Origin of the sequence: Fictibacillus sp. KU28468, from assembly GCF_026153615.1 — a bacterium.
Lineage (GTDB): Bacteria > Bacillota > Bacilli > Bacillales > Fictibacillaceae > Fictibacillus_C > Fictibacillus_C marinisediminis.
In genome coordinates, this window is record NZ_CP110666.1 from 2,981,987 (window position 1) to 3,005,360 (window position 23,374).

The window sequence follows — 23,374 nt, forward strand, 5'->3', positions numbered from 1 at the left end:
TTTTTTAATACCTGCCTTTTTTACTGAAGAGCTATGTTTTCGGCAGCCATTATAGTGACCATTCTCCCAGTACCCTTTAATCAGTTTAATGACTTTTGAACGAAATTTTCTTCATAAAAAGGAAACAAAACAGCTTAAACGGAACTTTTTATTATCAAACTAAAGGAGGAGCAAGAATATGAAGTACATAAAAAAATGGACAGGTACGGTTTTAACTGCCGGTCTGGTTTTCTCAATGTTTGCCGGTACGGCACAGGCCGCCAAACCTTCCCAGTCACATGATTTATCACCTGCCACGGCCTATGTAGATGTTGCCGCTGCGACATTGTGGACGAAACCGGCAGAAACAAGGCCTTTAGATGAGCCATCCTTAAGCAACCCCGTAGATCTAAGAAAATGGACGACGAGTATGACCTATGAAGAGAAGCTTTGGCTTGTTGGACCTCTGGAAACCCAAGCATTATACGGAAACAAGGTAACGATAACGGACGAGCAGGGAGACTGGGTAAAAGTAGCTGTTGATGGTCAGCCAACCCCTCGACTCGAAGCAGGATACCCAGGCTGGATGCCAAAATCACAGCTGGTGTACAACAAAAAATTTGCCAAAGAAGAGAACAAGCCTTTCGCCTTGATCAAAAGTCCAACAGCATGGCTGTACAAGGAAAAATCATTGAAGCATAATGATCTTGAATTAAGCTACAATACCAGGCTGCCTGTTCACAAAATAAAAGGTTCCTCTGTTGGCGTGCTTACACCAGAAGGAAAGACAAGATATCTTGATCGCAAGGATGTTCAAGTCTATCTCTCAGAAGACTCAATTCCGGTACCAACCGGTGAGGACCTTGTAAATGAAGGCAAGAAATTCCTGGGGCTGCCTTATTTATGGGCCGGTGCTTCCGGATTTGGATTCGACTGCTCCGGATTTACCCATACGCTCTATAAAGCAGCAGGAATTACAATCCCACGGGATTCTGGACCCCAATCCCGAGCTGGTACACCCGTTGCAAAAGAAGACTTGAAAAAGGGAGATCTTCTCTTCTTCGCCTATAATTCAGGAAAAGGAAGCGTTCACCATGTAGGAATGTATGCAGGTGGCGGCATGATGATCCATTCTCCAAACTCAAGCACAACTGTAAGAATTGATAAAATTGAAGGGATTTACGCACAGGAATTTGCCGGGGCAAGAAGGTACCTTCCTTAAAACATGGATGAAAGCACACGGAGCAATGTTCCGCGTGCTTTTTCTTGTTTACATAAAAGCGGCTTCAATCCGTTTCATCAGACGGCCGATGCATCTATTCGTTTCGTGAAGGACCACATTCTTATCCATGTTCTTCAATATGCGGTTCTCCATCACCATTTCTCCATCAATAATCGTCGTTTCGACATCGGCCCGAGTGGCCGAATAGACGATACGAGAGATCGTGTCTACACCATAAGAGGGATACATATGAAAATCATTCAGGTTTAAAATAGCAAGATCCGCCTTTTTTCCAACCTCAAGGCTGCCGATCTCATGATCCATTCCTACTGCCCGGGCTCCTCCGATGGTCGCCATCCGGAATACGGTTTTAGCATTCATGGCTGTAGGCCCATGGACTGGCTTTTGAATCAGCGCTGCAAGCCTCATTTCATTCAACATGTCCAAATTGTTATTACAGGGTGCACCGTCTGCACCCAAGCTGAGATGAATTCCTTGCTGCAGCATGTCTGGCACTTCGGCGATTCCTGAGGAAAGCTTCAGGTTTGACCCTGGACAATGGCTTACCTTCACCTTCCGCTTTTTTATAATGTTCTTTTCCTCATCATCAAGCCAAACACAATGTGCAAGAATCAGCCTCTCATTTGCAAGCCCGATATGGTCAAGATAAACCACATTACGCATTCCGGTTTCTTGTTCTACCAGTGCGATCTCACCGCGATTTTCCGCTGCATGGGTGTGAACACAAACACCATGGCGGCCTGAAAGTTTCTGAACTTCGATAAGCAGCTCCTCCGTACAGGAAACCACAAAGCGTGGACAGAAGGCATATTGTATCCTTCCATTCTCTTTTCCATGCCACTTCTCAAGCAGGTCGACGCTTTGCTGAAGAGATTTTGACGTGCTCTCCTTCAATCCGATTGGAACTTCTTCCCCTTTATCCATCATCACTTTACCGGAAAGTGCACGAATACCGCCCTTCGCAATAGCCTGAAATGCAAAATCCGTATGATTGACGGTCTCCATATCCACGATCGTAGTGGTACCGCTCTGAATCAGTTCTCCAATTCCAAGCATGGCCGAATAATAAAGGGATTCTTCATCATGGGATGCTTCGAGCGGCCAGATTTTCTGTTTCAGCCAATCCATTAGTTCCAGATCATCTGCTTGTCCTCTGAACAAGGATTGGCACAGATGGATATGCGTTTGAATAAACCCGGGGATGATGGTTCTGTTTGTAGCATCTATGGTTTTATCCGCCTGATAATCAAGGCTTAAGCCAATATCAGTTATGCGGTTGTTTTCAATGTAAAGATCTCCTTGAACGATCTCTTCCTGTGTATTCATCGTTACAATTTCTGCATTTTTTATAAGTATCGATGGCATGGATATCCTCCTTTTCTTTATAACAGAAAAGAAAAGAACGATTTCATAGCATGGAGAATTTAAGGTTCTCCGGTAGATACTTTCGATCCATATTATCGAAACTATATGAAATCTTTCTAGTTTTCTATCAGCGCGTTTTATTTAAAACTTGCAGCTTTAAAGAAGTAACCGAAAAGCCGTTTACGGGTGCCATGTCCTGCGAACACGTGGAACAGGCGATCACCACATCCTCCAGCGCCTTTAAACGAACGAAATCCCCCGGCTTTGACAGCGGCTCTGCGATCACATAGTCGCCTTCTTCATCAAGCACATTGTTCATGAACCAGTTGATTGGATCCGGGACAGGCAGATGACCTAAAGAATAGGTTTCTAATGCTCTATTAAGATTATCATGGCAGTTCGGATGATCTTCAAGATGGAAATCTACTTTATATCGGTAATAATCGCATGCCGGAAAAAAGAAATCGTGCTTTCCTACCGTGTCCTGCAAAAGCTGCATGAGCGGCCGGCGCCGGTTGCTGTAAAGAAAATCTCCTTCTTTCAGGCGGATGCTGCTTAAGCTTGCCCTCATGTGGACGGGTGAGACATGTTCGTTATGATCCTTGAGAGAAAAACAGACAAAGTCACCGACCTGTTTTCCTTCCATGTCAATAATCACGAGTTCTTCCCCTGCTTTTACAAGCATGCTTCTTGCTTCATACGGCGGAATAATAATTTCTTCTTTAATACGGTATTTGTGATCGATCGGCATACTTCTCCCCCTTATTCAATGAATACTGCAACCGCTCGAACTGGGGATCCCGTCCCTTTTCGTATTCTCAACGGCAGTCCGAAATACAGAAAACGCATACCGGCAACCTGATCAAGATTGCATAGATTTTCCGTATTGGTTATGCCAAATTCCTTGCAGATCAGATGGCCGGAGTAATCCGGATCAAGCGGGTTATCGATAGCCGGGGAATCGATCCCAATATTGACTACTCCTTTTTCAGCAAGCCACCGTGCTCCGCTGTAATCTAAACCGGAATAGCGTGTCAGCCATTCCTCCGTCCCATAAGCTCTGTTGTAGTGGCCAGTATATAACAGGCAGATGTCTCCTTTTTGCAAAATCTGGCCGGAAGCGTCCAGCGCGTTTTCCAGCTCCTGCGGAGTAATATACTCTTCTGGATGAACATGAGACAAGTCCAGACATACGGCGGGCCCGTAAAAGAATTCCAGCGGCATCTCATCGATGAATTTTCCATTGGGGTCATACTCATACGTGGCATCGCTGTGAGTAGGGCCGTGTTCATTGATCAAAAGATTGTTGGTCGCGAACGGAAATCCGATCTTCTTCATGCTTTCTTCATGAGATATGTTTGGAAAGATCATTGTCTTTTGATGCAGCGGAAAAACAGGCATACCCTGATAGATTTCCTGTGACAAGTCTACAAGTTTCACACCCATAAACACCCTCCTTACAATACTGTTGGAATAACTTGGAAGCGGTCGACATCAATAAGGCCCATGTCGGTAATCTTCCACTCAGGGCTTGTAACGAGTGAGAGAAAAGATAAATGCATAAAGGGCACGTGGATCCCGCATCCCAATTCTTCTTGGGCGAGCCTGTGAAGTTCTGTAATCCTTTCACTGACCTCCACGCCTGTCATCTCATCGGTCATCAGCCCGCCTATATTGAGTGCCATATCCCCAACTACTTTTCCGTCAAGGATTAGCGCCAGGCCGCCATTCATAGCAATAACCCGGTTGACTGCTGTAACCATGTCTTCATAGTTAGTACCGGTCACGATGATGTTATGTGTGTCATGGGCGACGCTTTCTGCTATCGCGCCTCTTTTCAGCTTAAATCCATGTAGAAATGTTTTCCCGATTCTTCCGCTTCTGCCGTGCCGTTCGATCACCAGGAGCGGAAGAACATCCTGCTGAAGGCAAGGCTGAATGATGCCGTCTTTTATTTTCAGTTCAAATTCACGGGCACCTGTAAGATTTTGATCGGGTATCACTTCAATCGCTCTTACCTTTGCGCTTGAGGCTTGCGACGCTAGCACTAGATCTTGTGCTTTTACCGGTTTCCTTTTCACAGAACACTTCACACTTTCTGGATACGTATAGGAGGGAATATCTGTCGTCAGTTTATTCTGTTGTGCCGCCTTTTTGCCGCTAAGATACACTTGGTCAACCGTCATGTTAATAAGATCGCTGATTACAGCGATGTCTGCGCGCTTACCTGGTGTCAGTACCCCGATATCCCTGAAGCCGAAGTGAGTCGCCGGATTGATCGTCACCATCTGAATCGCTTCAACCGGATCAATCCCCTGGGCAATCGTCCTTCTGACGATATCATCCATATGACCGGAATTCATTAAGTCTTCCGGCACCATATCATCCGAAACAAGGATGGCCCGCCTCGAATCCATGCCTTCTTCCGTGATCGCCCGAATGCACTCGGCCATATTCCGCTGAGATGAACCCTCCCGCATAAACACACTTACTCCGTAGCGAAGTTTCTCCACCATTTCTTCTTTCGTTGTTGTCTCATGGCAGGATACATGGGTACCTCCGCTTATAATATGAGCGGCGAGCTCTTCTCCAAACAAGGCCGGGGCATTTCCCTCGATCGTTTTGCCGATGCTTTTGGCATAAGAGACCGAAGCAATCAAATCGTCTATCAATTCAGGGGCGTTCTCAAACACAGGCCTGACATTGCTGAACCCCTGTATTTCACCAATTCCCTGGACATGAGGATCGTTTAACAGTTCCTTCATATCCGCTGATGTGATATCCTGGCCGGCCGTCTCCAATCCCGGTGCATCTGGAGTCAGGCATGGCACTGTAAAATATACGTTGTTAGGAAGCGTCTTTGCCTCCCTGACCATCTCCTGCATACCATGGACACCGAGGACATTACCAATCTCATGGGGATCCGCAACAAGTGTTGTCGTTCCTGTAGGAATGGACAGCTTGGAAAATTCAGTAACCGTAAGCATTGCGCTTTCAAAATGCATATGCGAATCAATAAAACCAGGACAAATATAGCGGCCGGCGACATTTTCAACCTTTGTGGAAGGACCAATCAGTCTTTCGCAGTCCCCTGCCATCAGGATATATTCCCCTTTTATAGCCACATCGGCCTGATAGATCTCACGGGTTATGACATTGATAAATTGTCCGCCTTTTAATACGGTATCTGCAAATTGATTGGCATCAAGCAGCACATCAATGAGTTTCCGCCACTGGATGGCTTCTTTAATACCTTTTGTATCCATGAATTCAACCTCCTGACCTTTCCCAATCCAGGCTATCAATAATTCCAACGATTGCTGCATCTATTGGGGCATCTTTGTCAGCTGCTGCCCGTGAAGCCATACTGCCTGTGACATATAAAACTTTTTCTCCTACTCCCGCCCCCACCGTATCAACAGCGATGATCGGCATTTGCTGAGGAGATTCACTGATACCGATCGGCTGGGTGATCAGCAGTTTCGTACCTATCAGCTTTTCATCTTTTCTGGTTGCTGTTACCCGTCCAATAACTAAACCCATTTGCATGTCGTCCGCTCCTTACTGCCTGCTGATTTTTACACCATATTGTTTTGCTGCATCCCGCGCCAGCGGTGTGATAATGGCATGTTCTTCCGCAATCAGCAACTTCTTCTGTGCTTTTGATGCAGACAGGATATCTGCCTCTGAGATGACAGACTGCTTTTGGCGGCTATCGTTCAGCCAGGAGGCAAGGCCTTCCCCATCTCTCAGCAATGTAACACCAAGCTTCTTCAACTGAAACAGTGTTTTGTGCAGCTCTGTTTTCAAGTATTCTGATCCTCGATCCAGTTCCTTACTGCGAAATACCTCATGAAAAGGATCGTTGCCATAAGGCAGGGCAGCAACTTTTTTACCGCTTAATAATGCTTGCAGGATGATACGGACAAAATCCCGCTGGTCGTTAAATCGCAAAAGATCGCCTGCAAGAGAAAAAGAGAGTACAGGAATAAGGATACAATCGGCCATTCGCAGCTTATCCTCAGTCAGACTTGAACTGAGATACCAGGCATCATGATTGCTTTCCCCAGCAAGATGTTCTTTCGTGAAATGGCGGAACAGGATTTTTTCTGTGAACACTTCCAGCCTGATCTTGCTTTTTCCTGCTTCACGGAGAAGGGCGAGCCCTTCTTCCATCCCTGTAAAATGATAGGTTAGCAGGGAGAGCACATAGGGAACTTTTTCTCCTGGCGGACAAAGCATGTGCAGCAATGTATTCCTGACCAGAGCGCTCTGCCTGGCGTCATGCACGATTACTCTCCTTTAGAAAGCATTGCTCTTTCGATTTCACTATGAGGCCGCGGGATCACATGAACGGATACGAGTTCCCCCACTCGGCTTGCCGCACTGGCGCCTGCATCTGTTGCAGCCTTCACTGCTCCAACATCTCCTCTGACCATAACTGTAACAAGTCCGAAGCCGACTTTTTCATAGCCGCAGATCTCGACGTTTGCAGCTTTTACCATTGCATCTGCTGCCTCAATTGCCCCGACAAGGCCCTTTGTTTCGATCAAGCCTAGAGCTTCTCCCATTTTTTCATTCCTCCTGGTCTCTTTGGTTTGCTGAGATTCTATGTTTCTGCTTGTTCTATTCCTTCGCCGCATCGCCTGAATTCAAGGCAAACTTTGACAGAAGCTTTTCCGCCACATTCGTATGGGTTCTTGGAATGACGTGTGCTGAAATGACAGTACCCACCCTCTCTGCCTCTTTTTTTCCTGCTTCTACTGCAGAAGCAACAGCAGCGACATCTCCGCTCAAGTGCAAGGTAACACCAAGAGCGCCGTGAACCCCAATCACCTTCTCGATGGCGGCTATCTTTACGTCAGCCGCTTTAACAGCCGCGTCTGCTGCTGAAACAGCGGCACAATATCCTACCGTCTCAATCATGCCTAATGCATACAATGCTTCCACCATCCTTATCTATCAATTTTAATTGCCATCCAGCATCTTATAGACGCTCGGCAAGCAGCTGGAAAGATGCTGATGGGGTCCGTACAGTAAAAAGTAGCCTTCTTCAATTTTAAAGCGTATATTGCATTTTGATAGATTTGCAGAAACCGGAAGAAGTAGAGCGATCGTCTCGTAGCGCGACATTCCTTCTATGATCGCGAGTGATTCCCTTGTGCATGAGACCTCAAGCTGCTTAAGGAGCCAAGCCCCCGGCTGTTCGATATAAAAGCGTTTGATCTTTTTTTCCGATTGGTGGTTCAGCGTCTGAAACAGAGTTCGTATGGCTGCTTCCAACTCGCTGCTATCATTGTGATAGAGTTCTAGAAGAAAAGGCTTCTGGCCGTTTTTATCCCATTGGATGAAATATTTAATATCTCCGTTCTGTGCCAGCCACTCTTGAACGATCACCAGATGGCCTGGAGATGAAACCTGAGAAGAAAAAACAGCGACCGCTTTTGCGGGGATCGGCCGATGAAACCATTCCATCGTTTCAGGCTGAAGATTTGAGTATAGCCATACAGAAAATCCGCTTTTTGTTTTGCCAAATGACTTTACTGAAGGTTCAACGTCGTTATTCCTCTCTGGCCTATGGTTTGTTTCTGTATGTTGGCGAAATGGAATGCCTTGAGAAAGAGAAAGAACTTGAAGTTTGGATACGAGCTCACTCCCCGGATCCTTGCTGAACGATGAGTGTTTTTCTTTTTTTTCGGCCTTTACAGGTGGAGAACCAGCAGCACTTCCAAGACGCTTCTCCTTATTCAGCTTCTGGTAGTTCGGCCGGTAAAGCTCTTGCGCTGTCTTTGTTTGAGGTGTTTCTCCCCTCTTCTCTGACAGTTCCTGTTTCACTCTTGCGGGGTGATTATTGCTTTTTAACACTTCCTGAACGATGGCTCGCATGAATTCCGACACATGGACTCACCTCCTTTTATAGAATTTTGGACAATTCGGGGTGAGGCCGGGGAATGACATTAGAAGAAATCAGTTCTCCTCCTGTCTGGGTGTGCGCCTGCCTGCCTACTTCGATGGCAGACGACACAGCGGCTACATCTCCTTCAATAATGACGGTGACAAGGCCTGAGCCGACTTTTTTAAATCCTGTCATCTTTATATTTGCAGCTTTGGCCATGGCGTCCAGTGCCTCGATCGCTGCTGTCAGGCCTCTCGTTTCAATCATGCCAATTGCATTCAATCAATGTCCCCCCTTGCTTTACAAATAATCTTCCAGATCAATGGGCCCGAACGGTATGGACGTACGTTTGAACGATTCCTTATGAGCCAGCGGCACGGTAGCGTCAATCCCCATTTTCGCTGTGACCCCCCTGACATTATGAGACGCCTCCAGCGGAGAGCCTTTTGCACCGGGTACGATAAAAATATCCTGATCAGCTTGTACTCTTACAGCCATCGCCCATTCCACATCCTCCGGGTCAAAGATATCCACATCTTCATCTACCACAATAACGTGCTTTAAGTCCTTATCACTCGCAAAGGCAGCAATCGCCGCTTGCTTCCCGTCACCTTCCGACCTCTTTTCAATCTGAATGACCGCATGAAATCTTGCCACTCCGCCCATTGTAATATGGACTTGTTTCACGTTGGGCACCGTCTGTCTGACCGTACTCAGAAGTGTGGCTTCCCGGACAAGCGCCATCGGAAGCCTCTCCTCATAGCTCGAAGGAAAGATCGTCTGGCAGATGGCATTGTTTCTGTAGGTTACCGCTGAAAATTCAATAACTGGCTGAGGAGCTCTCGTACCATAATAACCAGCGAGTTCCCCGAACGGGCCTTCCATCTCACGTTCATTCGGGATCATTTTGCCTTCCAGAACGATTTCCGCTTCTGCCAAAACTTCCAGATCCACGGTTTTGCACTGCACCACATCAAGCGGTTTGCCGATCAAAGCACCCGCAACATCGAGTTTATCTGCATGATACAAATGTGTGCTGATCTGGGAACTGAGCACCACAGCAGGCACTACTCCAAACATCACAGCGACTTCCATCGGTTCACCGCGCTCTTCATACTCATGAAATTGCTGGAGAAGTTCAGGAGAGGTAATCAGCACGTTCGTCTTGTTTTCACCTAAGAATTGCATCCTTCTGATTGATGTATATCTCTTTTTTCCGCTTGTATCTTTCACGACAAGTATCCCTGAAACATAATAAGCGCCGGAATCATCTCCGTGATAGGTTGGAATAGGAAAGAGCGCATCCAGATCAAACGGCCCTAGAACCACGTTGTCATGAACCGGTCCTGTTCCGATCAATCGTGTTGGGATCGGGGAAACAATAGAATCGATAATTTTTGAAACAAACTGATCCGGTGCAATGCCGATGCTGTCCGCCAGGAGGGCACGATCCCCGCCTAAGCCGCCGACCATGGGTGAAGAGTAGCCTTTCACTTTTTCAAAGTAGAACGGCTGCCTCCCCTGCCTGGCATTGAGAACGGCTCCGAGCTCATACAGGGGGTTTACTTCTCTTTTTACTCTGAGAAGTTTATTATCCGCTTCCCAGTGGTCAAGCAGGGCACGCATTGAAGAAGGGTTCATGCTTTCTCCCCCCATCGTTGTAGAAGCTCATGATCAATGCCCAACATGTCCAGAATCCGACCGGACATAAAATTAATCAGTTCCCATATCTCTTTCGGCTTATGGTAAAACCCAGGCGAGGCCGGCATGATGCAGGCACCCGCTTCAGCAAGCCTCGTCATGTTCTGAAGATGGATCAGGTGAAACGGTGCTTCCCTTGGAACGACGATCAGCTGCCTTTTCTCTTTCAGCATGACACTGGCCGACCGGCTCAATAAGGTATCTCCTACACCATTGGCCATCGCGCCTAACGTGTTCATGGAACATGGCACAACAACCATCCCGTCTGTTAAAAAGGAGCCGCTCGCCACAGAGGCAAACAGGTTCTTGTTGCTGTGCACCTCTGCATATTGTTTCAACGTCTCCATTCCGACACCGCACTCAAACTGCAAGACTTTCTCTCCCATTTCCGTCACGATCAAATGGGTCTCTACCCCGAGCTGGTGCAGGGCCCGGACGAGCGAGTAGCCATATAATGATCCGCTCGCTCCGGTAATTCCTACAACGATTCGTTTGTTTCGGGCCATGGCAGGTTAAACAACCTGGCTATTTTTTGAAAACTTTTTCCTGGCCGCTTCCATATATTCCTTTGTTGACATGATGTCGCCAAAAAGATCGATGTCCCGAAGCCCGGATTCGTGCATGGAATCATCCTTAGAGGCCGTAGAGTCAGACAGGCAGATCACATTGTAGCCATGATACAGCGCATCAGAACCAGTGCTTCTTACACATACATTGGTCCAAACACCCGTCAGGACGACCGTATCGATCTCTTCTTCCCGGCAGAACAGATCAAAATCGGTATAGCTGAATGCACTGTGCCGCCTTTTTTGGACGATATAATCTCCTTTGCTCTCATCCGGCTGCAGTTCTGGAATAAACTGAGAACCCCATGTCCCTTTGATGGCATGGACCGGACGGACCCTGAAGTCCCGGTCGTTTTTCCGATGAGCTTCCTGTACAAAAACGACCTGAATACTTTCCTCATGGCAAAAATCAACGAGCTCTTTGATGGCCGGAACGATCTTTTCGCCGTTTTCGCAGCGGAGCGCCGCTTTTTCTCCGATAAAGTCATTCAGCATATCAATCACAACTACTACGTGCTTCTTTCCTCTCAGTTCCATGTACGGTCTCCTCTCTTACTTGCTTTTTTCAAGCTGCTGACGGCCGGATTTAGGTGCTGCTGTTTTAATCGCTCCTTCATAGTTTTCATACTTCAAAGTCCGGTCAAGGCGCTGGATGCTTTGCCGTTTGACGTACTCACCATATCCGGCTTCACCTACAATCCCGCCGGCTTCATAGTTATAGACCATATTGCCTCTGACAATCGTCTGCACCGGCCGGCCTTTAAGCTTGATGCCATGCAGCGGGTTATATTTTGCCATGGATTCTGTCTGCTTCTCATCGATCTCCCACTCGCAATCAAGATCAATAACCGTAAAATCCGCATCACTGCCGATTTCCATTGCACCTTTTTTCGGATAGATGCCATAATGGATCGCTGCATTCTTACTCGTTACTTCCACAAAGCGGGACAATGATAAGCGTCCTTTGTTCAAACCTTCACTGACGAGAATAGGCACCATCGTTTCCACTCCCGGAATGCCCGGGAAACTGTTCCAGATCGTTGAGTCTGCGGCTGCTTTTTCCGTCGCAATCTCATATGGCGCGTGATCGGTCCCTACAAAATCAATCGTTCCATCTGCAAGTGCCTGCCAGTGTGCCTGGTTGTCTTCTTTGCCTCGAAGCGGCGGAGCGATCTTAGCGAATACCCCTCTCTCACTCATGGAATCCTGGGCATTAAGCATCAAGTAATGCGGACACGTTTCAGCGGTTACTTTAACTCCCCGTTTTTTGGCTTCCCGGACAAGTTTTACGCCTTCTTTCGTACTCATATGAACGACGTGCACCCGTGCATCTGTTGCTTCTGCATAGCTGATGATCAGCTCGATCGCCACTTTTTCAGCGAGCGCCATCCGTGCCTCAGCCCAAGCCGGACCATCTTCCCGTCCCTCCTTCTTCAACTTCTCGGTATAAAACGTGCAAATATCATAGTTTTCAGCATGAACACCAATCGGCATGCCGGTTTTTGCGACCTTTTGGAAGATCTCCAGCATCTCGCCATCCGATACTTTCGGGAACGTTGGTACTGATGGCGTCATGTAAACCTTGAAAGCCACCACCCCTTCGTCCATCTGCGGATAAATATTATCAATCCATCCGTTCCTTGCGTCTTCTCCGGTCATGCCGCCCCAGAAGCAATAATCGATATAAGCCTGTCCCCGTATCGGGGCAATTTTCTTCTGAAAACTTTCACCATCCCGGACAGAAGGCTTGGAACAGCAAGGCATGTCAATGATCGTTGTCAGCCCGCCTGCTGCTGCCGATCTTGATCCAGTAGCGAATGTTTCGCGGTGTGTAAAGCCTGGATCCATAAAATGTGTATGCGGATCAATACACCCCGGGACGACAAGCTTTCCTTCCATGTCGATCACCCTGTCCGCTTTTAAAAAATGAATATCGCTGCAAAAGCCTGTTATCTTTCCTTCATGCACGAGGATGTTGGTGATGACTGTACGGTCTCCTTGTGGTATCATTGCATTTTTAAAAATCAAGTCCATTTCCGTCTCTCCCTTTTTACGTTTTCAGAACAGAACCAGTGAAAAAGGGGCATTTTTGACATGCCCCTGATCGTGAGCATACCGCTATAAAGCCTCTGCAGAAGCATCCGATTTCAGCTGCTCCATCCTTTCCTGCTCATTTATATTCATAGACTTAAAATTAAATACTAGATTGAGCAAAATTGCTGTCAAACTTCCGATTACGATTCCGTTTTCAACGAGCAGCCTGACACTGTCCGGCAGCTGGCTGAACACCATGGGAACGACCGCTGTACCAAGCCCGATCCCAACGGAACAGGCGACGATCAGCAAATTTTCATTGTTTGAAAAATCAGCCTGAGAGAGCATCTTTACGCCAGATGCAATGACCATCCCAAACATCGGGACCATCGCACCTCCCAGAACAGCCGTTGGAATGATTGTCGTCAGCGCCGCTATCTTTGGAAGAAGACCGAGAATGAGCAGCAGCCCTCCTGCAGCCATGACCACATTTCTCGTTTTTACTTTGGTTAAAGCCACGAGACCTACATTTTGAGAGAAGGACGTATACGGAAAGGAATTAAAAACGCCTCCGATCATAACCGCAAGTCCTTCAGCACGAAGGCCTTTTTTAATATCTTCCGGCTTAAGGTCTCTATCGCAAATGTCACTCAAAGCAAGGAAGACACCAGTAGACTCAATCATGCTTACAATTGCAACGATGCTCATCGTGAGGATGGCAGAAAAATGAAATTCCGGAACACCAAAATAAAACGGCTGTACAAGATGGAACCAAGAAGCGTCCTTAACAGGTGTAACATCTACGAGCCCCATAAAAGAAGCAAGTACCGTTCCGGCAATCAGCGATAAAAGAACAGAAATGGCCCGTACATATCCTTTGGAGAACCGGTTGATCAGAATGATAAGCACAAACGTAAAACTGGCGAGCAATAAATTTTCAAGGCTGCCGAATCCTTTCGAACCGAGCCCGCCGGCTGCATTATTCATCGCCACCGGTATGAGCGATACACCGATGATCAGTACGACCGAGCCGGTAACGATCGGCGGAAAAAATTTCAGGATCTTTCCGACAAACTGAGAGAGCACCATCACGACAAGCCCCGAAGCGATAATTGCACCGTAAATGGCGGTGATCCCCTCCAGCTTTCCAATCGCGATCATTGGGGCTACCGCCGTGAACGTACAGCCGAGAATGACCGGAAGCTTGATGCCGAAGTGCTTTCCTCCAATGACCTGCAGAAGAGTAGCAATTCCGCAAGTAAACAGATCAATGGAAATGAGATATGCCAGCTGCTGGGCGTTCATACCGATCGCCGGCCCTACAATCAGCGGTACGATAACCGCTCCTGCGTACATGGCCAGAACATGCTGTAACCCGAGTACTCCAACCTTCCAATTTTTGAGTGCTGCCATTTTGCTTGCCTCCTTGATGTTTTTTGTGCAGCTTGCGTGGTTGCTTTCATCACCTCCTTTAAGAGCAGGAATATGTTTGAAGCGGCATGTAAATCTCTCGAAGTGGACAGTAAATTCCTTGAAGTGGATTGTAAATCTCAAAAAGTGGACAGTAAATCCCTCGAAGCGGATCGTAAACCTGAAAAAGTGGACAGTAAACTCATCAAAGCGCCATGTATCTGCAGCCTGCAAACTCCCATAATCATCCTCAGCTATGAAAATAGGAATGTTTTTTTGAAACTCTACTATATTTGTACAAACTGACTCTTTAAGACATACAACCGCTAGATTTTATACAAGCCAATTTGTCCATAAATTATATGGGGAGGATGAACTTTGAAGACCATTGATTTTTGCGTAAATGGAAAGGACGTTTCGGTAACATGCAGTCCGACAAAGATTTTGCTCGATGTGCTGCGGGAAGATGCGGGGTTAACAGGCAGCAAAGAATGCTGTGGAAAAGGAGAATGCGGTTCCTGTACGGTTCTGCTGAATGATGTACCCGTCTGTTCATGTTTAGTGCTTGCAGGACAAGTTCAAGGAGAACGGGTGGTCACGGTAGAAGGGATCGGAACGAAAGAAAATATGGATTTCGTTCAGCAAGCGTTTGTTGATGAAGGGGCGACCCAGTGCGGGTATTGTACACCGGGACTGATTGTGGCTTCACGAGCTTATTTAACTTCTATCGGCCATGTTCCTGGGCTCGATGAAATTAAACGGGCACTTGGCGGTAACCTTTGCAGGTGTACAGGCTATACAAAAATACTTAAAGCAGTCCAGACAGCAGCCTCCCGGCAGTTTTCAGCACGTGAACTCTAGGATGCCTTCCGTCTCGGCCATCCTGCTTGCAGCAGGCAGATCATCCAGAATGGGGGCATTAAAAGCTCTGCTACCATGGAGAGAGACCTCACTCGTTCGCTACCAAACCGAAACATTGTTAAACGCCGGAATAGATGACATTGCAGTCATACTGGGGTATAAAGCTTCAGAGCTGTCAAAGGAACTCAGCTCTTACAACGTAAAAACAGTCATAAACAAAGCCTCCGAATCCGGGAAATGCTCGTCCATCAAAGCAGGAATGGCTGCTATAAGCCCCTCTTCTACAGGCGTAGTCATTGCTGCGGTGGATCAGCCGCTCTTGCTGAACGTCATCAGGCAGCTGTACAAGTTTCACGGTGAACAGCCTGCCGCAATCATTATCCCTGCCTTTAAAGGAAAACGCGGACATCCCCTGCTTATACCAGAGCAATTTTATCCAGAGCTTTGCTGCATCAGCGAACAAACACAGGGACTCCGCCATTTCCTCAGAAACCGTCAGAACGAAATTGCCACGGTGGAAATCAATGAACCAAGTATTCTTTTAAACTTAAATGAGCAAGCCGACTACCAAGCAGCCTGTTGGGAGGATTCGTAATGTTTGTTTCAGAGATTGATATGCTGTCACCACGCTCATTAAAGGAATGTCTTTATATCCTGGAGAACGAAAAAGCAAACCTTCGCCTTTTAGCCGGGGGAACAGACGCTGTCGTCCGCATGAAGGAAGGAAAGTGGCGTCCGGATTGCTGGGTAAGCCTTAAACATGTTGAAGAACTCCGTTTTATTACGATACAGAAGGATGAGATTCAGATCGGACCTCTGACGACTCATTCTGAAATCATCGCTTCCCCTCTCCTGCAGGCACATGCCGATGTTCTTGTACAGGCATGTCAGGAAATCGGGGCAGCACAGATGCAGAACATGGGGACCATCGGGGGAAATATTGCGACAGCCTCCCCTGCGGGTGATACGATTCCTGCTTTATATGCACTTGGAGCGGTTATTGAGCTTACTTCATTATCCGGAAAACGAGAGATGGATGTGGAGGACTTCTTTATCGGTCCAGGAAAAACCGCAGCTAATCCTAATGAAATCATCACTAAAATTGCGTTCAATGTCCGAGATAAAAATGACATCGGTATCTTTCAAAAGCTGGGTCCGCGGAAAGCTCAATCGATCTCGATTGTCAATGTTGCGGTTACGCTTACCATGAAGGAAGGAACAAACCAGTGTACTGGCGGCCGTATAGCTTTCGGTTCAGTTGGCCCAACAGCCATACGGGCGAGAAAGTGCGAGGCGATGCTGACACTCGGTGCACTGACGAATGAAATGATCGCCAACATTGGCAAAGTGGCTTGGAAGGAAGTCATGCCGATCTCTGACATCCGCGCCTCCGCTTCTTATCGCAGAGATATGGCTAGCGCACTTCTCGAACGCGGACTATATCGTTTAATGAAAAGGTGGGGAGAAGATGGAAAACAGTCATTATAAGTACGTGGGAAAGCGGATTCCCAGGATAGACGGCCCTGAAAAGGTGACAGGCGAACTGAAGTATATGACGGATTATCATTTTGAGAATATGGTCTGGGGAAAAGTACTCCGCTCATCTTTTCCTTACGCACGCATCAAACAGATCGATATTTCAAAAGCCAAAGAATTGCCAGGCGTTATTGCGGTCTTAACGCATAAAGATATTCCCGGATTTAACGGTTTTGGCATCGTCGTTCCTGACCAGCCCGTCCTCGCAAGCGACGTGGTCCGGTGTACAGGGGATGCCATCGCGCTCGTCGCGGCGGAAACTCTGGAGATTGCTGAACACGCCGTTTCGCGGATCCAGGTTGATTACGAACCCCTCTCCCCTGTTACCGATGCTGAGTTTGCGATGACAGACAGCGCGCCCTTGCTCCACGAAAGCGGGAATATCCATAGCCACGTAACGATAAAAAACGGAGACACAGAAAAGGCCTTTGCAGAAGCAGATATTATTCTTGAAAACACCTTCTATTCCCCGCGCCAGATGCATGCCTTTATTGAAACAGAAGGCGGCTGGGGTGTGGTGGAGCCGGACGGGATGCTCACGATCCGCTGTCCGGGGCAATACGCCTATAGGGATCGTCTTCAGATTGCCCGCGCACTGGCACTGAACCCGGCAAGAATCCGTGTGGTCTCTAATCCGATCGGCGGCGCGTTTGGAGGAAAAGACGAGATTACGGTTCAGATCTATTTGGCCCTCCTTGCGCTTCATACGGGAGGACGCCCGGTAAAAATACATTTAAACCGGGAAGAATCCGTCATTGCAGGCATTAAACGCCATCCCTTTAAAGTTCAGATGAAGACCGCCGCCAAAAGTGACGGAACGGTTATTGCCAACCAGGTTCGTGCGGTAGCCGACACGGGGGCATATGCTTCATTGGGCGGTGCGGTCATCGCGCTGGCCATTGAACATTGCTGCGGCCCTTATAAGGTTCCCAATGTTGATCTCGAAGGATTTTGTGTTTATACCAATAATGGCATTGCAGGGGCGTTCAGAGGCTTTGGGGTCAATCAAGTATGTGCAGCCATCGAAACACACATGGACATGCTTGCTGAGAAGCTCGATCTTGATCCCATTGAACTTCGTAAAAAGAACGTCTATCAAAAAGGCGATACATCGAGTATGGGGCATGTACTGAAAACAAGCGTCGGTACACTCCAAACACTGGAGACTGCGGAAAATTGCGAGCTCTGGAAGAATCGTAATGTCCATAAACAGAACATCACCGAACCTTGGAAAAAACGCGGAATCGGAATAGCCACCTCCTTTCATGCAGTCGGCATGGGAATCGGCCTCCCAGATTATGGAGCGGCTACCATCGAGCTAATGCCCGATGGAACCTTTAAAGTCGGGGTCGGATGCGAGGATATTGGAGGGGGAAACAGCACCGTCTATGCCCAGGTTGCAGCAGAGCTTTTAAATTGTGACATTAAAAACATCTCAATCGTCCAGGGAGACACCGCAGAAACCATCGACAGCGGAACGGTGACCGCATCCCGTTCTACCTACACTGGCGGTAAAGCGATTGCCGCAGCCGTTCCCAATATGATCCGTATTTTAACAGAAGCCGCAGCGGAGCTAAAAAATGTCTTGCCTGAAAATGTGCTGATCGGCGAAAACGAAATGTATGTTTTGGAAGAGGACAATGAGCACATTGTTTCCTACGGGGACATATACCATTATCTCTATGAAAAACACCGGTCTGTAAAAGTGGAAGGTCATTATATGCTTCCAAAAGAAAAGGAAGAGATCAAAGGCTCGGGCGGAGCACCTCACCATCTGTATGGCTATTTAACGCACGTCGTTCTTGTGGAAGTAGATACCTTGACGGGAGAAACAGAAGTGCTCCGGGTTGTTTCTATTCCCGATGCCGGCAAGGTTCTGAATCCTCAGGGGCTTGAGGGACAGGCAGAAGGCGGAGCCGTTATGGGAATCGGCTATACCTTGTATGAAGACGTTCTCATGGAAGCGGGGTATCACAAGACCACGAATTTCACGAATTACATCCTTCCTACGATCCGGGAAACACCGTTCATTGAAACAATTCCAGTCGATAGTGCAGAAGAAACCGGACCTTTTGGAGCGAAAGGAATCGGTGAAGTGGTGATGATTCCGATTATTGCGGCCATTACAAACGCAATCCATGATGCTGCCGGAATCAGGATTCAGCATCTCCCCGCTACTCCCGAACGAATTTTTACAGCACTTAAAGAGAAACAAACCACAACTCCGCGGGAAATAAGAAATGAATAAATTGGAACTGTACGAGAAACTCTCAACAGCCATCACACAGAAAAGACGTGTCTCGCTTCTAACAATTACTGCCGCTGGCCGAGCCGAAATGATCGGTAAGCGCATGCTTTTCTTTTCACAGGATGAAATCTATACTGAAGCAGGTCTTGACATGAAACTCGCCTTTCAGCTCGCTGAGATCTGCTTCCCCTTTTTCATCAAACAACTTACGCGATCCGTAACATTTGTGAGTAATGATGAAACCGTCAAGGTGTTTCATGAAGCATTTGCCCCGCCACCGCATTTAATCATAGGTGGTGCTGGACATGTCGCAGAGCCCGTTGCACAAATGGGCAAGATGCTAGGTTTCTATACGTCAGTCATTGATGATCGGCAAGAATTTGCCCGCAAAGAACGTTTTCCATTTTCTGATAACGTTTGCTGCCAATCCTTTCATTCGTATTTCAAGTCTGTTCCTCTCAATAACTCCACCTATATTCTCCTGCTGACGAGAGGGCATCAATTCGACGTACTCAGTCTGCAGCAGCTGCTAGCCAGAAACGAAAAACCAGCGTATATTGGCATGATTGGAAGCAGACGGAGAATCGCAGGAGTTTTTGAACAGCTTCGTGCTGATTTTCCAAATGAAACCTTTGCCAATCTATATACACCTGTCGGGCTGGATATTGGAGCTGAGACACCGGCAGAGATCGCCGTCAGTATTTTTGCAGAGATCCTTGCCGTGAAAAAAGGCAAAACCGGTGCTCCACTCAGCTCTACAATCCGTGAACTGGCGAAAATAGGTTTTAGAAAGGGCAAAAAAGATGAAAGAAAATGAATTTATTCACACCATACAAAACATCTTTAACACCGGCAATACTGCGGCATTAGCAACCATCGTCCGTACAAGAGGCTCGACCCCCAGAAAGGCCGGATCCAAAATGATTGTCTATCAAACAGGAGCCATTACGGGTACAGTCGGCGGAGGCTGCGGAGAAGGCGAAGTGATCGAAAAAGCACTGGAAGTGATCAACACAGGCCTTCCTGTCATCCATGAGGTAGATTTAACAAGCGGACTTCTTTACGAGGATGGAGGCATCTGCGGAGGAATCATGGATGTATTCATTGAACCGCTGCTTTAAAAGAACAGGAGAATATTCCTGTTTTTTTGTTCATAGGATGTACAAATTAACCTGTCTCACCCCATGTGCAGCGTTTCTATTTTCATCTTAGAAATGAACGTTCCCTTTTTTCCGGTTAATTGATTGGTCTATGGATCCTCAAATGAAGAAAAGGGGTGTTTTCCATGTCAGCGGCAGGAAAAAGCGCATCAGGCAAAAGCTCTTCTCTGGACAGATTTTTTAAGTTAACTGAAAGAAAAACGAACACAAAGACTGAAATCCTCGCTGGAATTACGACCTTCCTGACCATGAGCTACATTATTTTTGTCAATCCCTCCATTTTGGCCGACGCCGGAATTCCGAAAGAAGCGGCTCTCGCAGCCACCATTTACGGCAGTGTTTTCTGTACGCTGTTAATGGCTCTTTGGGCAAACTTTCCGGTAGCTGTAGCACCAGGCATGGGATTGAATGCATTTTTCACGTATACGGTCGTGCTCGGTGCCGGTTTAACCTGGCAGACAGCCCTTGGTGCCGTGTTCATTTCCGGAATGGTGTTTTTCCTGTTAACGATCACCGGTGTCCGGCAGAAAATTGTTGACGGAGTTCCTGCACTATTAAAATCATCGATAAGTGTCGGAATCGGATTGTTCATTGCCTTTATCGGACTGAAAAACTCTGGTATCGTAGTTTCCAATAAAGACACCTTTGTGAGCTTAGGCAAGATTACTGAAACAGGCCCGCTGCTCGCACTGTTCGGACTTCTTGCGGCATCTTTTTTAATGGCGAAGAAAAAGAAGGGTGCTTTGCTGATCAGTATTTTGCTTACGACCGTTGTCGCCATGATAACAGGCTTTATTGACTATCCGCATGCTGCAAAAGATGTAGCCTCCTTTTCCCTTCCGAGCCTTTCTGATACCTTCCTGGCGATGGATCTGAAAGGTGCATTCGCTTATGGCATCCTATCGATTTTATTTTCTTTTACCATTGTTGAACTGTTCGATAACCTCGCAACATTAATCGGCCTTTCCAGCAAAGCCGGTCTGGCAGATGAAAACGGAAAAATAGAAAATCTGGACCGTGCCCTTCAGGCAGATGCCATTGGTACGATGGCCAGTGCAGCCATGGGCGGAACAGTCATGAATGCCTATGTTGAAAACGCCACGGGTATTTCAGAAGGCGGGCGTACCGGGCTAACAGCTTTAACTGCCGGAATTCTGTTCTTTTTGACGCTCCTTTTTGCCCCTTTGATTGCTTTTGTCCCATCAGTAGCCACAGCACCCATCTTAATTCTGGTCGGTGCCCTGATGCTCAGTGAAATCAAAGCAATCAGCTTTAATGATTATACCGATGTAATACCTGCTTTTCTTACCATAATTCTCATGCCTTTAACCTTCAGTATCGCCCAGGGGCTGGCTTTTGGCTTCATCTCATACACCATCTTAAAACTAACGACCGGCAAGCATAAGGAATTGCATTGGATGATGTACTTGATCAGTATTGCGTTTATTATCAACTTTATTTGGGGAAGCCATTAAAGAAGAATGCTTAGAAACGGGCCGGGATTAAACAGATTTCCCGGCCTATTCTCAAAAACAAGCAGATCGAAAGGGGCTCAAATAATGGATTTGAATCAAAAATCGCTTTCTGCACGACTGGCAGCCTCTTCTAAACGAGTCCCTGCCGACCTGGTCATCAAAAACGGCAAAATTATTGATGTGTTCAGCCTTACAATCGTGGAAGCGGATATCGCAATATCTGATGGAGTAATCGTTGGGATTGGGAAATATCAGGGAAAAAATGAAATGGATGCAAGTGGTGCATACATATGCCCTGGACTCATTGACGGCCATGTACATATTGAATCATCCATGGTTACTCCTCAGGAATTTGCCAGTGTCGTCGTTCCTCATGGCGTCACCACTGTCATTGCTGATCCTCATGAAATTGCCAATGTGAGCGGAAAAGAAGGCATCGACTATATGATGAATGCATCAGAGCATCTCCCCCTCGATGTATATATTGCACTTCCTTCCTGTGTGCCGGCTACACCATTTGAACATGCTGGAGCAGAACTGAACGCGTCCGATCTTGCACCCTTCTACGCTCATCCCCGGGTGATCGGTTTAGGTGAGGTCATGAACTATCCTGCTGTTTTTCAAGGTGAAAATGACATGGTAAAAAAATTGTCAGATGCGTCGTTCCATCATAAGCACATTGACGGACATGCTTCCGGTGTCCCTGCAGATGGAATCAATGTATATATGGCAGCTGGAATTCGAACCGACCATGAATGTGTGACACCCCAGGAAGCAAAAGACAGGCTGATGAGAGGCATGTATGTCATGCTCAGGGAAGGCTCGGCTGCGAGGGATCTCACCGTTCTTCTTGACGCAGTGACTGAGCGGAACGCCCGCAGATGTTTGTTTGTAACGGATGACAAGCATCTGGATGATCTAATCGAAAACGGCAGCATTGACCATAATATCCGACTGACAATTGAAAAAGGATTTGACCCTTTACTTGCCATTCAGATGGCCAGTCTTAATGCAGCCGAATGCTTTGGCCTAAAACAAAAAGGGGCCGTCGCTCCCGGATATGATGCGGACCTTATCCTTTTATCTGATCTTACAAGCTTTAAAATTCAAGAGGTTTATAAAAGCGGAAAGAAAGTGGCTGCAGAGGGCAGAATGCTTCCCTATAAAAAAATGGCCGCAGCCGCCTCACCTGCCATTACTAACAGCGTTCAACTTCACCCGGTCTCCAGCAACTCACTGGCCATTCCTATGAAAAACAATGGGACTGCAAACATCATTAAAATTATTCCAAACAGTATTGTAACGAAACATCTGAAAGAAAAAGTCAGTACTTCTGACGGCAGCTTCGTAATTGATGTGAACAGAGACCAGCTAAAACTGGTTGTTGTTGAACGCCACCACCTGACTGGAAACATTGGATGCGGAATTCTTAAAGGCCTTGGAATAACATCAGGAGCCATCGTATCCACTGTTGCCCATGATTCTCACAACATTGTTGCTGCCGGGACAAATGACAGCGACCTATTAAAAGCAATTGGGATTATGGTTGAAATGAAGGGCGGACTGGCTGTCATCGAGAATGGTGAAGTACTTGCTTCCCTCCCGCTTCCGATCGCGGGCCTCATGTCAGACAAGAGCCATATAGATGTCTATCAGAAGCTGCTCGAAATCAATACAGCATTAAAGCAGATTGGATTTGCACATGATTATAACCCTTTTTTGACGTTATCCTTTCTGGCTCTTCCCGTTATACCTGAACTAAAGCTAACTGATATGGGATTGTTCGATGTGATAACATTTCAGCACATTCCTATTGAACGAAAAGAATCACATTAGCACCTTCTTTTCACATTCTGTCTAAATTCCGATAAATAAAAAAGCTGGTTTTCAGGCCGAATTC

24 protein-coding genes and 1 riboswitch are annotated in these 23,374 nt (G+C 47.0%); of the genes, 9 read left to right on the plus strand and 15 right to left on the minus strand.

Annotated elements, in window-relative coordinates:
* Nucleotides 1–178: 178 nt before the first annotated feature.
* On the plus strand, nt 179–1,201 hold the full coding sequence (locus OKX00_RS15510) for a C40 family peptidase (RefSeq protein WP_265407931.1): 1,023 nt from the start codon (nt 179–181) through the stop codon (nt 1,199–1,201).
* Nucleotides 1,202–1,249: 48 nt separating this feature from the next.
* On the opposite strand, the gene OKX00_RS15515 is transcribed toward OKX00_RS15510, so the two are convergent.
* The 15 genes from OKX00_RS15515 to OKX00_RS15585 all read right to left on the minus strand — a co-directional run bounded on the left by OKX00_RS15515 (nt 1,250) and on the right by OKX00_RS15585 (nt 14,197).
* Nucleotides 1,250–2,587: a 5'-deoxyadenosine deaminase gene (locus OKX00_RS15515; RefSeq protein WP_265407932.1), complete on the minus strand. Its 1,338-nt coding sequence runs from the start codon at nt 2,585–2,587 to the stop codon at nt 1,250–1,252.
* Nucleotides 2,588–2,613: 26 nt separating this feature from the next.
* Nucleotides 2,614–2,716: riboswitch (purine riboswitch) on the minus strand.
* Nucleotides 2,715–3,338, minus strand: coding sequence for a DUF1989 domain-containing protein (locus OKX00_RS15520; RefSeq protein ID WP_256225441.1), 624 nt, complete (start codon nt 3,336–3,338; stop codon nt 2,715–2,717). It overlaps the preceding riboswitch by 2 nt.
* An 11-nt stretch (nt 3,339–3,349) precedes the next feature.
* Nucleotides 3,350–4,033: a cyclase family protein gene (locus OKX00_RS15525; protein ID WP_256225440.1), complete on the minus strand. Its 684-nt coding sequence runs from the start codon at nt 4,031–4,033 to the stop codon at nt 3,350–3,352.
* 11 nt (nt 4,034–4,044) lie between these two features.
* Complete coding sequence (gene ade / locus OKX00_RS15530) at nt 4,045–5,853, minus strand: adenine deaminase (protein WP_265407933.1); 1,809 nt, start codon at nt 5,851–5,853, stop codon at nt 4,045–4,047.
* Between the two features lie 4 nt (nt 5,854–5,857).
* Complete coding sequence (locus tag OKX00_RS15535; RefSeq protein WP_062231093.1) at nt 5,858–6,136, minus strand: EutN/CcmL family microcompartment protein; 279 nt, start codon at nt 6,134–6,136, stop codon at nt 5,858–5,860.
* Between the two features lie 12 nt (nt 6,137–6,148).
* On the minus strand, nt 6,149–6,877 hold the full coding sequence (locus OKX00_RS15540) for a hypothetical protein (protein ID WP_265407934.1): 729 nt from the start codon (nt 6,875–6,877) through the stop codon (nt 6,149–6,151).
* Nucleotides 6,878–6,879: 2 nt separating this feature from the next.
* Nucleotides 6,880–7,158 (minus strand): BMC domain-containing protein, encoded by a 279-nt coding sequence (locus OKX00_RS15545; RefSeq protein WP_053354942.1) that lies wholly within the window; start codon nt 7,156–7,158, stop codon nt 6,880–6,882.
* A 55-nt stretch (nt 7,159–7,213) separates the two neighbouring features.
* Nucleotides 7,214–7,528: a BMC domain-containing protein gene (locus OKX00_RS15550; protein WP_082315971.1), complete on the minus strand. Its 315-nt coding sequence runs from the start codon at nt 7,526–7,528 to the stop codon at nt 7,214–7,216.
* 27 nt (nt 7,529–7,555) lie between these two features.
* Nucleotides 7,556–8,485: a hypothetical protein gene (locus OKX00_RS15555; protein WP_265407935.1), complete on the minus strand. Its 930-nt coding sequence runs from the start codon at nt 8,483–8,485 to the stop codon at nt 7,556–7,558.
* Between the two features lie 16 nt (nt 8,486–8,501).
* Nucleotides 8,502–8,765, minus strand: coding sequence for a BMC domain-containing protein (locus OKX00_RS15560; RefSeq protein WP_269431867.1), 264 nt, complete (start codon nt 8,763–8,765; stop codon nt 8,502–8,504).
* A gap of 18 nt (nt 8,766–8,783) precedes the next feature.
* Nucleotides 8,784–10,124 (minus strand): UbiD family decarboxylase, encoded by a 1,341-nt coding sequence (locus OKX00_RS15565; RefSeq protein ID WP_265407936.1) that lies wholly within the window; start codon nt 10,122–10,124, stop codon nt 8,784–8,786.
* Nucleotides 10,121–10,690: a UbiX family flavin prenyltransferase gene (locus OKX00_RS15570; protein ID WP_062231085.1), complete on the minus strand. Its 570-nt coding sequence runs from the start codon at nt 10,688–10,690 to the stop codon at nt 10,121–10,123. The genes OKX00_RS15565 and OKX00_RS15570 overlap by 4 nt, the downstream gene beginning before the upstream one ends.
* A gap of 6 nt (nt 10,691–10,696) precedes the next feature.
* Complete coding sequence (locus tag OKX00_RS15575) at nt 10,697–11,287, minus strand: cysteine hydrolase family protein (protein ID WP_053354947.1); 591 nt, start codon at nt 11,285–11,287, stop codon at nt 10,697–10,699.
* Nucleotides 11,288–11,302: 15 nt separating this feature from the next.
* The gene (locus OKX00_RS15580) at nt 11,303–12,784 is read right to left on the minus strand and encodes a dihydroorotase (protein WP_265407937.1); all 1,482 of its coding nucleotides are present in this window, start codon (nt 12,782–12,784) and stop codon (nt 11,303–11,305) included.
* 84 nt (nt 12,785–12,868) lie between these two features.
* Nucleotides 12,869–14,197 (minus strand): nucleobase:cation symporter-2 family protein, encoded by a 1,329-nt coding sequence (locus OKX00_RS15585; protein WP_265407938.1) that lies wholly within the window; start codon nt 14,195–14,197, stop codon nt 12,869–12,871.
* A 375-nt stretch (nt 14,198–14,572) separates the two neighbouring features.
* Here OKX00_RS15585 and OKX00_RS15590 point away from each other — a divergent pair, with 375 nt between their 5' ends.
* The 8 genes from OKX00_RS15590 (at nt 14,573) to ade (OKX00_RS15625) (ending at nt 23,310) form a co-directional block, all read left to right on the plus strand.
* Nucleotides 14,573–15,055, plus strand: a complete 483-nt coding sequence (locus OKX00_RS15590; RefSeq protein WP_053354949.1) for a (2Fe-2S)-binding protein — start codon at nt 14,573–14,575, stop codon at nt 15,053–15,055.
* Between the two features lies 1 nt (nt 15,056).
* A complete protein-coding gene (locus OKX00_RS15595; RefSeq protein ID WP_265407939.1) occupies nt 15,057–15,650 on the plus strand; it encodes a nucleotidyltransferase family protein in 594 nt (197 codons plus the stop codon).
* Nucleotides 15,650–16,543 (plus strand): FAD binding domain-containing protein, encoded by an 894-nt coding sequence (locus tag OKX00_RS15600; protein WP_265407940.1) that lies wholly within the window; start codon nt 15,650–15,652, stop codon nt 16,541–16,543. The genes OKX00_RS15595 and OKX00_RS15600 overlap by 1 nt, the downstream gene beginning before the upstream one ends.
* On the plus strand, nt 16,524–18,839 hold the full coding sequence (locus tag OKX00_RS15605; RefSeq protein ID WP_265407941.1) for a xanthine dehydrogenase family protein molybdopterin-binding subunit: 2,316 nt from the start codon (nt 16,524–16,526) through the stop codon (nt 18,837–18,839). Before OKX00_RS15600 ends, OKX00_RS15605 begins: the two co-directional genes overlap by 20 nt.
* Nucleotides 18,832–19,656: an XdhC family protein gene (locus tag OKX00_RS15610; RefSeq protein ID WP_265407942.1), complete on the plus strand. Its 825-nt coding sequence runs from the start codon at nt 18,832–18,834 to the stop codon at nt 19,654–19,656. The genes OKX00_RS15605 and OKX00_RS15610 overlap by 8 nt, the downstream gene beginning before the upstream one ends.
* Nucleotides 19,643–19,960, plus strand: a complete 318-nt coding sequence (locus tag OKX00_RS15615) for an XdhC family protein (protein ID WP_053354954.1) — start codon at nt 19,643–19,645, stop codon at nt 19,958–19,960. Before OKX00_RS15610 ends, OKX00_RS15615 begins: the two co-directional genes overlap by 14 nt.
* A gap of 164 nt (nt 19,961–20,124) precedes the next feature.
* Nucleotides 20,125–21,474, plus strand: a complete 1,350-nt coding sequence (locus OKX00_RS15620) for an NCS2 family permease (protein WP_053354955.1) — start codon at nt 20,125–20,127, stop codon at nt 21,472–21,474.
* Between the two features lie 84 nt (nt 21,475–21,558).
* On the plus strand, nt 21,559–23,310 hold the full coding sequence (gene ade / locus OKX00_RS15625; protein WP_265407943.1) for an adenine deaminase: 1,752 nt from the start codon (nt 21,559–21,561) through the stop codon (nt 23,308–23,310).
* The last annotated feature ends 64 nt before the right edge of the window (nt 23,311–23,374 follow it).

Bases quoted from the DNA above. Each gene is read 5' to 3' on its own strand.
- ade (WP_265407943.1), top strand. From the start codon at position 21,559: ATGGATTTGAATCAAAAATCGCTTTCTGCACGACTGGCAGCCTCTTCT.
- OKX00_RS15565 (WP_265407936.1), bottom strand. From the start codon at position 10,124: ATGAACCCTTCTTCAATGCGTGCCCTGCTTGACCACTGGGAAGCGGAT.
- OKX00_RS15545 (WP_053354942.1), bottom strand. From the start codon at position 7,158: ATGGGAGAAGCTCTAGGCTTGATCGAAACAAAGGGCCTTGTCGGGGCA.
- OKX00_RS15610 (WP_265407942.1), top strand. From the start codon at position 18,832: ATGAATAAATTGGAACTGTACGAGAAACTCTCAACAGCCATCACACAG.
- OKX00_RS15575 (WP_053354947.1), bottom strand. From the start codon at position 11,287: ATGGAACTGAGAGGAAAGAAGCACGTAGTAGTTGTGATTGATATGCTG.
- OKX00_RS15580 (WP_265407937.1), bottom strand. From the start codon at position 12,784: ATGGACTTGATTTTTAAAAATGCAATGATACCACAAGGAGACCGTACA.
- OKX00_RS15615 (WP_053354954.1), top strand. From the start codon at position 19,643: ATGAAAGAAAATGAATTTATTCACACCATACAAAACATCTTTAACACC.
- OKX00_RS15510 (WP_265407931.1), top strand. From the start codon at position 179: ATGAAGTACATAAAAAAATGGACAGGTACGGTTTTAACTGCCGGTCTG.
- ade (WP_265407933.1), bottom strand. From the start codon at position 5,853: ATGGATACAAAAGGTATTAAAGAAGCCATCCAGTGGCGGAAACTCATT.
- OKX00_RS15605 (WP_265407941.1), top strand. From the start codon at position 16,524: ATGGAAAACAGTCATTATAAGTACGTGGGAAAGCGGATTCCCAGGATA.
- OKX00_RS15600 (WP_265407940.1), top strand. From the start codon at position 15,650: ATGTTTGTTTCAGAGATTGATATGCTGTCACCACGCTCATTAAAGGAA.
- OKX00_RS15515 (WP_265407932.1), bottom strand. From the start codon at position 2,587: ATGCCATCGATACTTATAAAAAATGCAGAAATTGTAACGATGAATACA.
- OKX00_RS15520 (WP_256225441.1), bottom strand. From the start codon at position 3,338: ATGCCGATCGATCACAAATACCGTATTAAAGAAGAAATTATTATTCCG.
- OKX00_RS15595 (WP_265407939.1), top strand. From the start codon at position 15,057: ATGCCTTCCGTCTCGGCCATCCTGCTTGCAGCAGGCAGATCATCCAGA.
- OKX00_RS15620 (WP_053354955.1), top strand. From the start codon at position 20,125: ATGTCAGCGGCAGGAAAAAGCGCATCAGGCAAAAGCTCTTCTCTGGAC.
- OKX00_RS15525 (WP_256225440.1), bottom strand. From the start codon at position 4,033: ATGGGTGTGAAACTTGTAGACTTGTCACAGGAAATCTATCAGGGTATG.
- OKX00_RS15585 (WP_265407938.1), bottom strand. From the start codon at position 14,197: ATGGCAGCACTCAAAAATTGGAAGGTTGGAGTACTCGGGTTACAGCAT.
- OKX00_RS15535 (WP_062231093.1), bottom strand. From the start codon at position 6,136: ATGCAAATGGGTTTAGTTATTGGACGGGTAACAGCAACCAGAAAAGAT.
- OKX00_RS15570 (WP_062231085.1), bottom strand. From the start codon at position 10,690: ATGGCCCGAAACAAACGAATCGTTGTAGGAATTACCGGAGCGAGCGGA.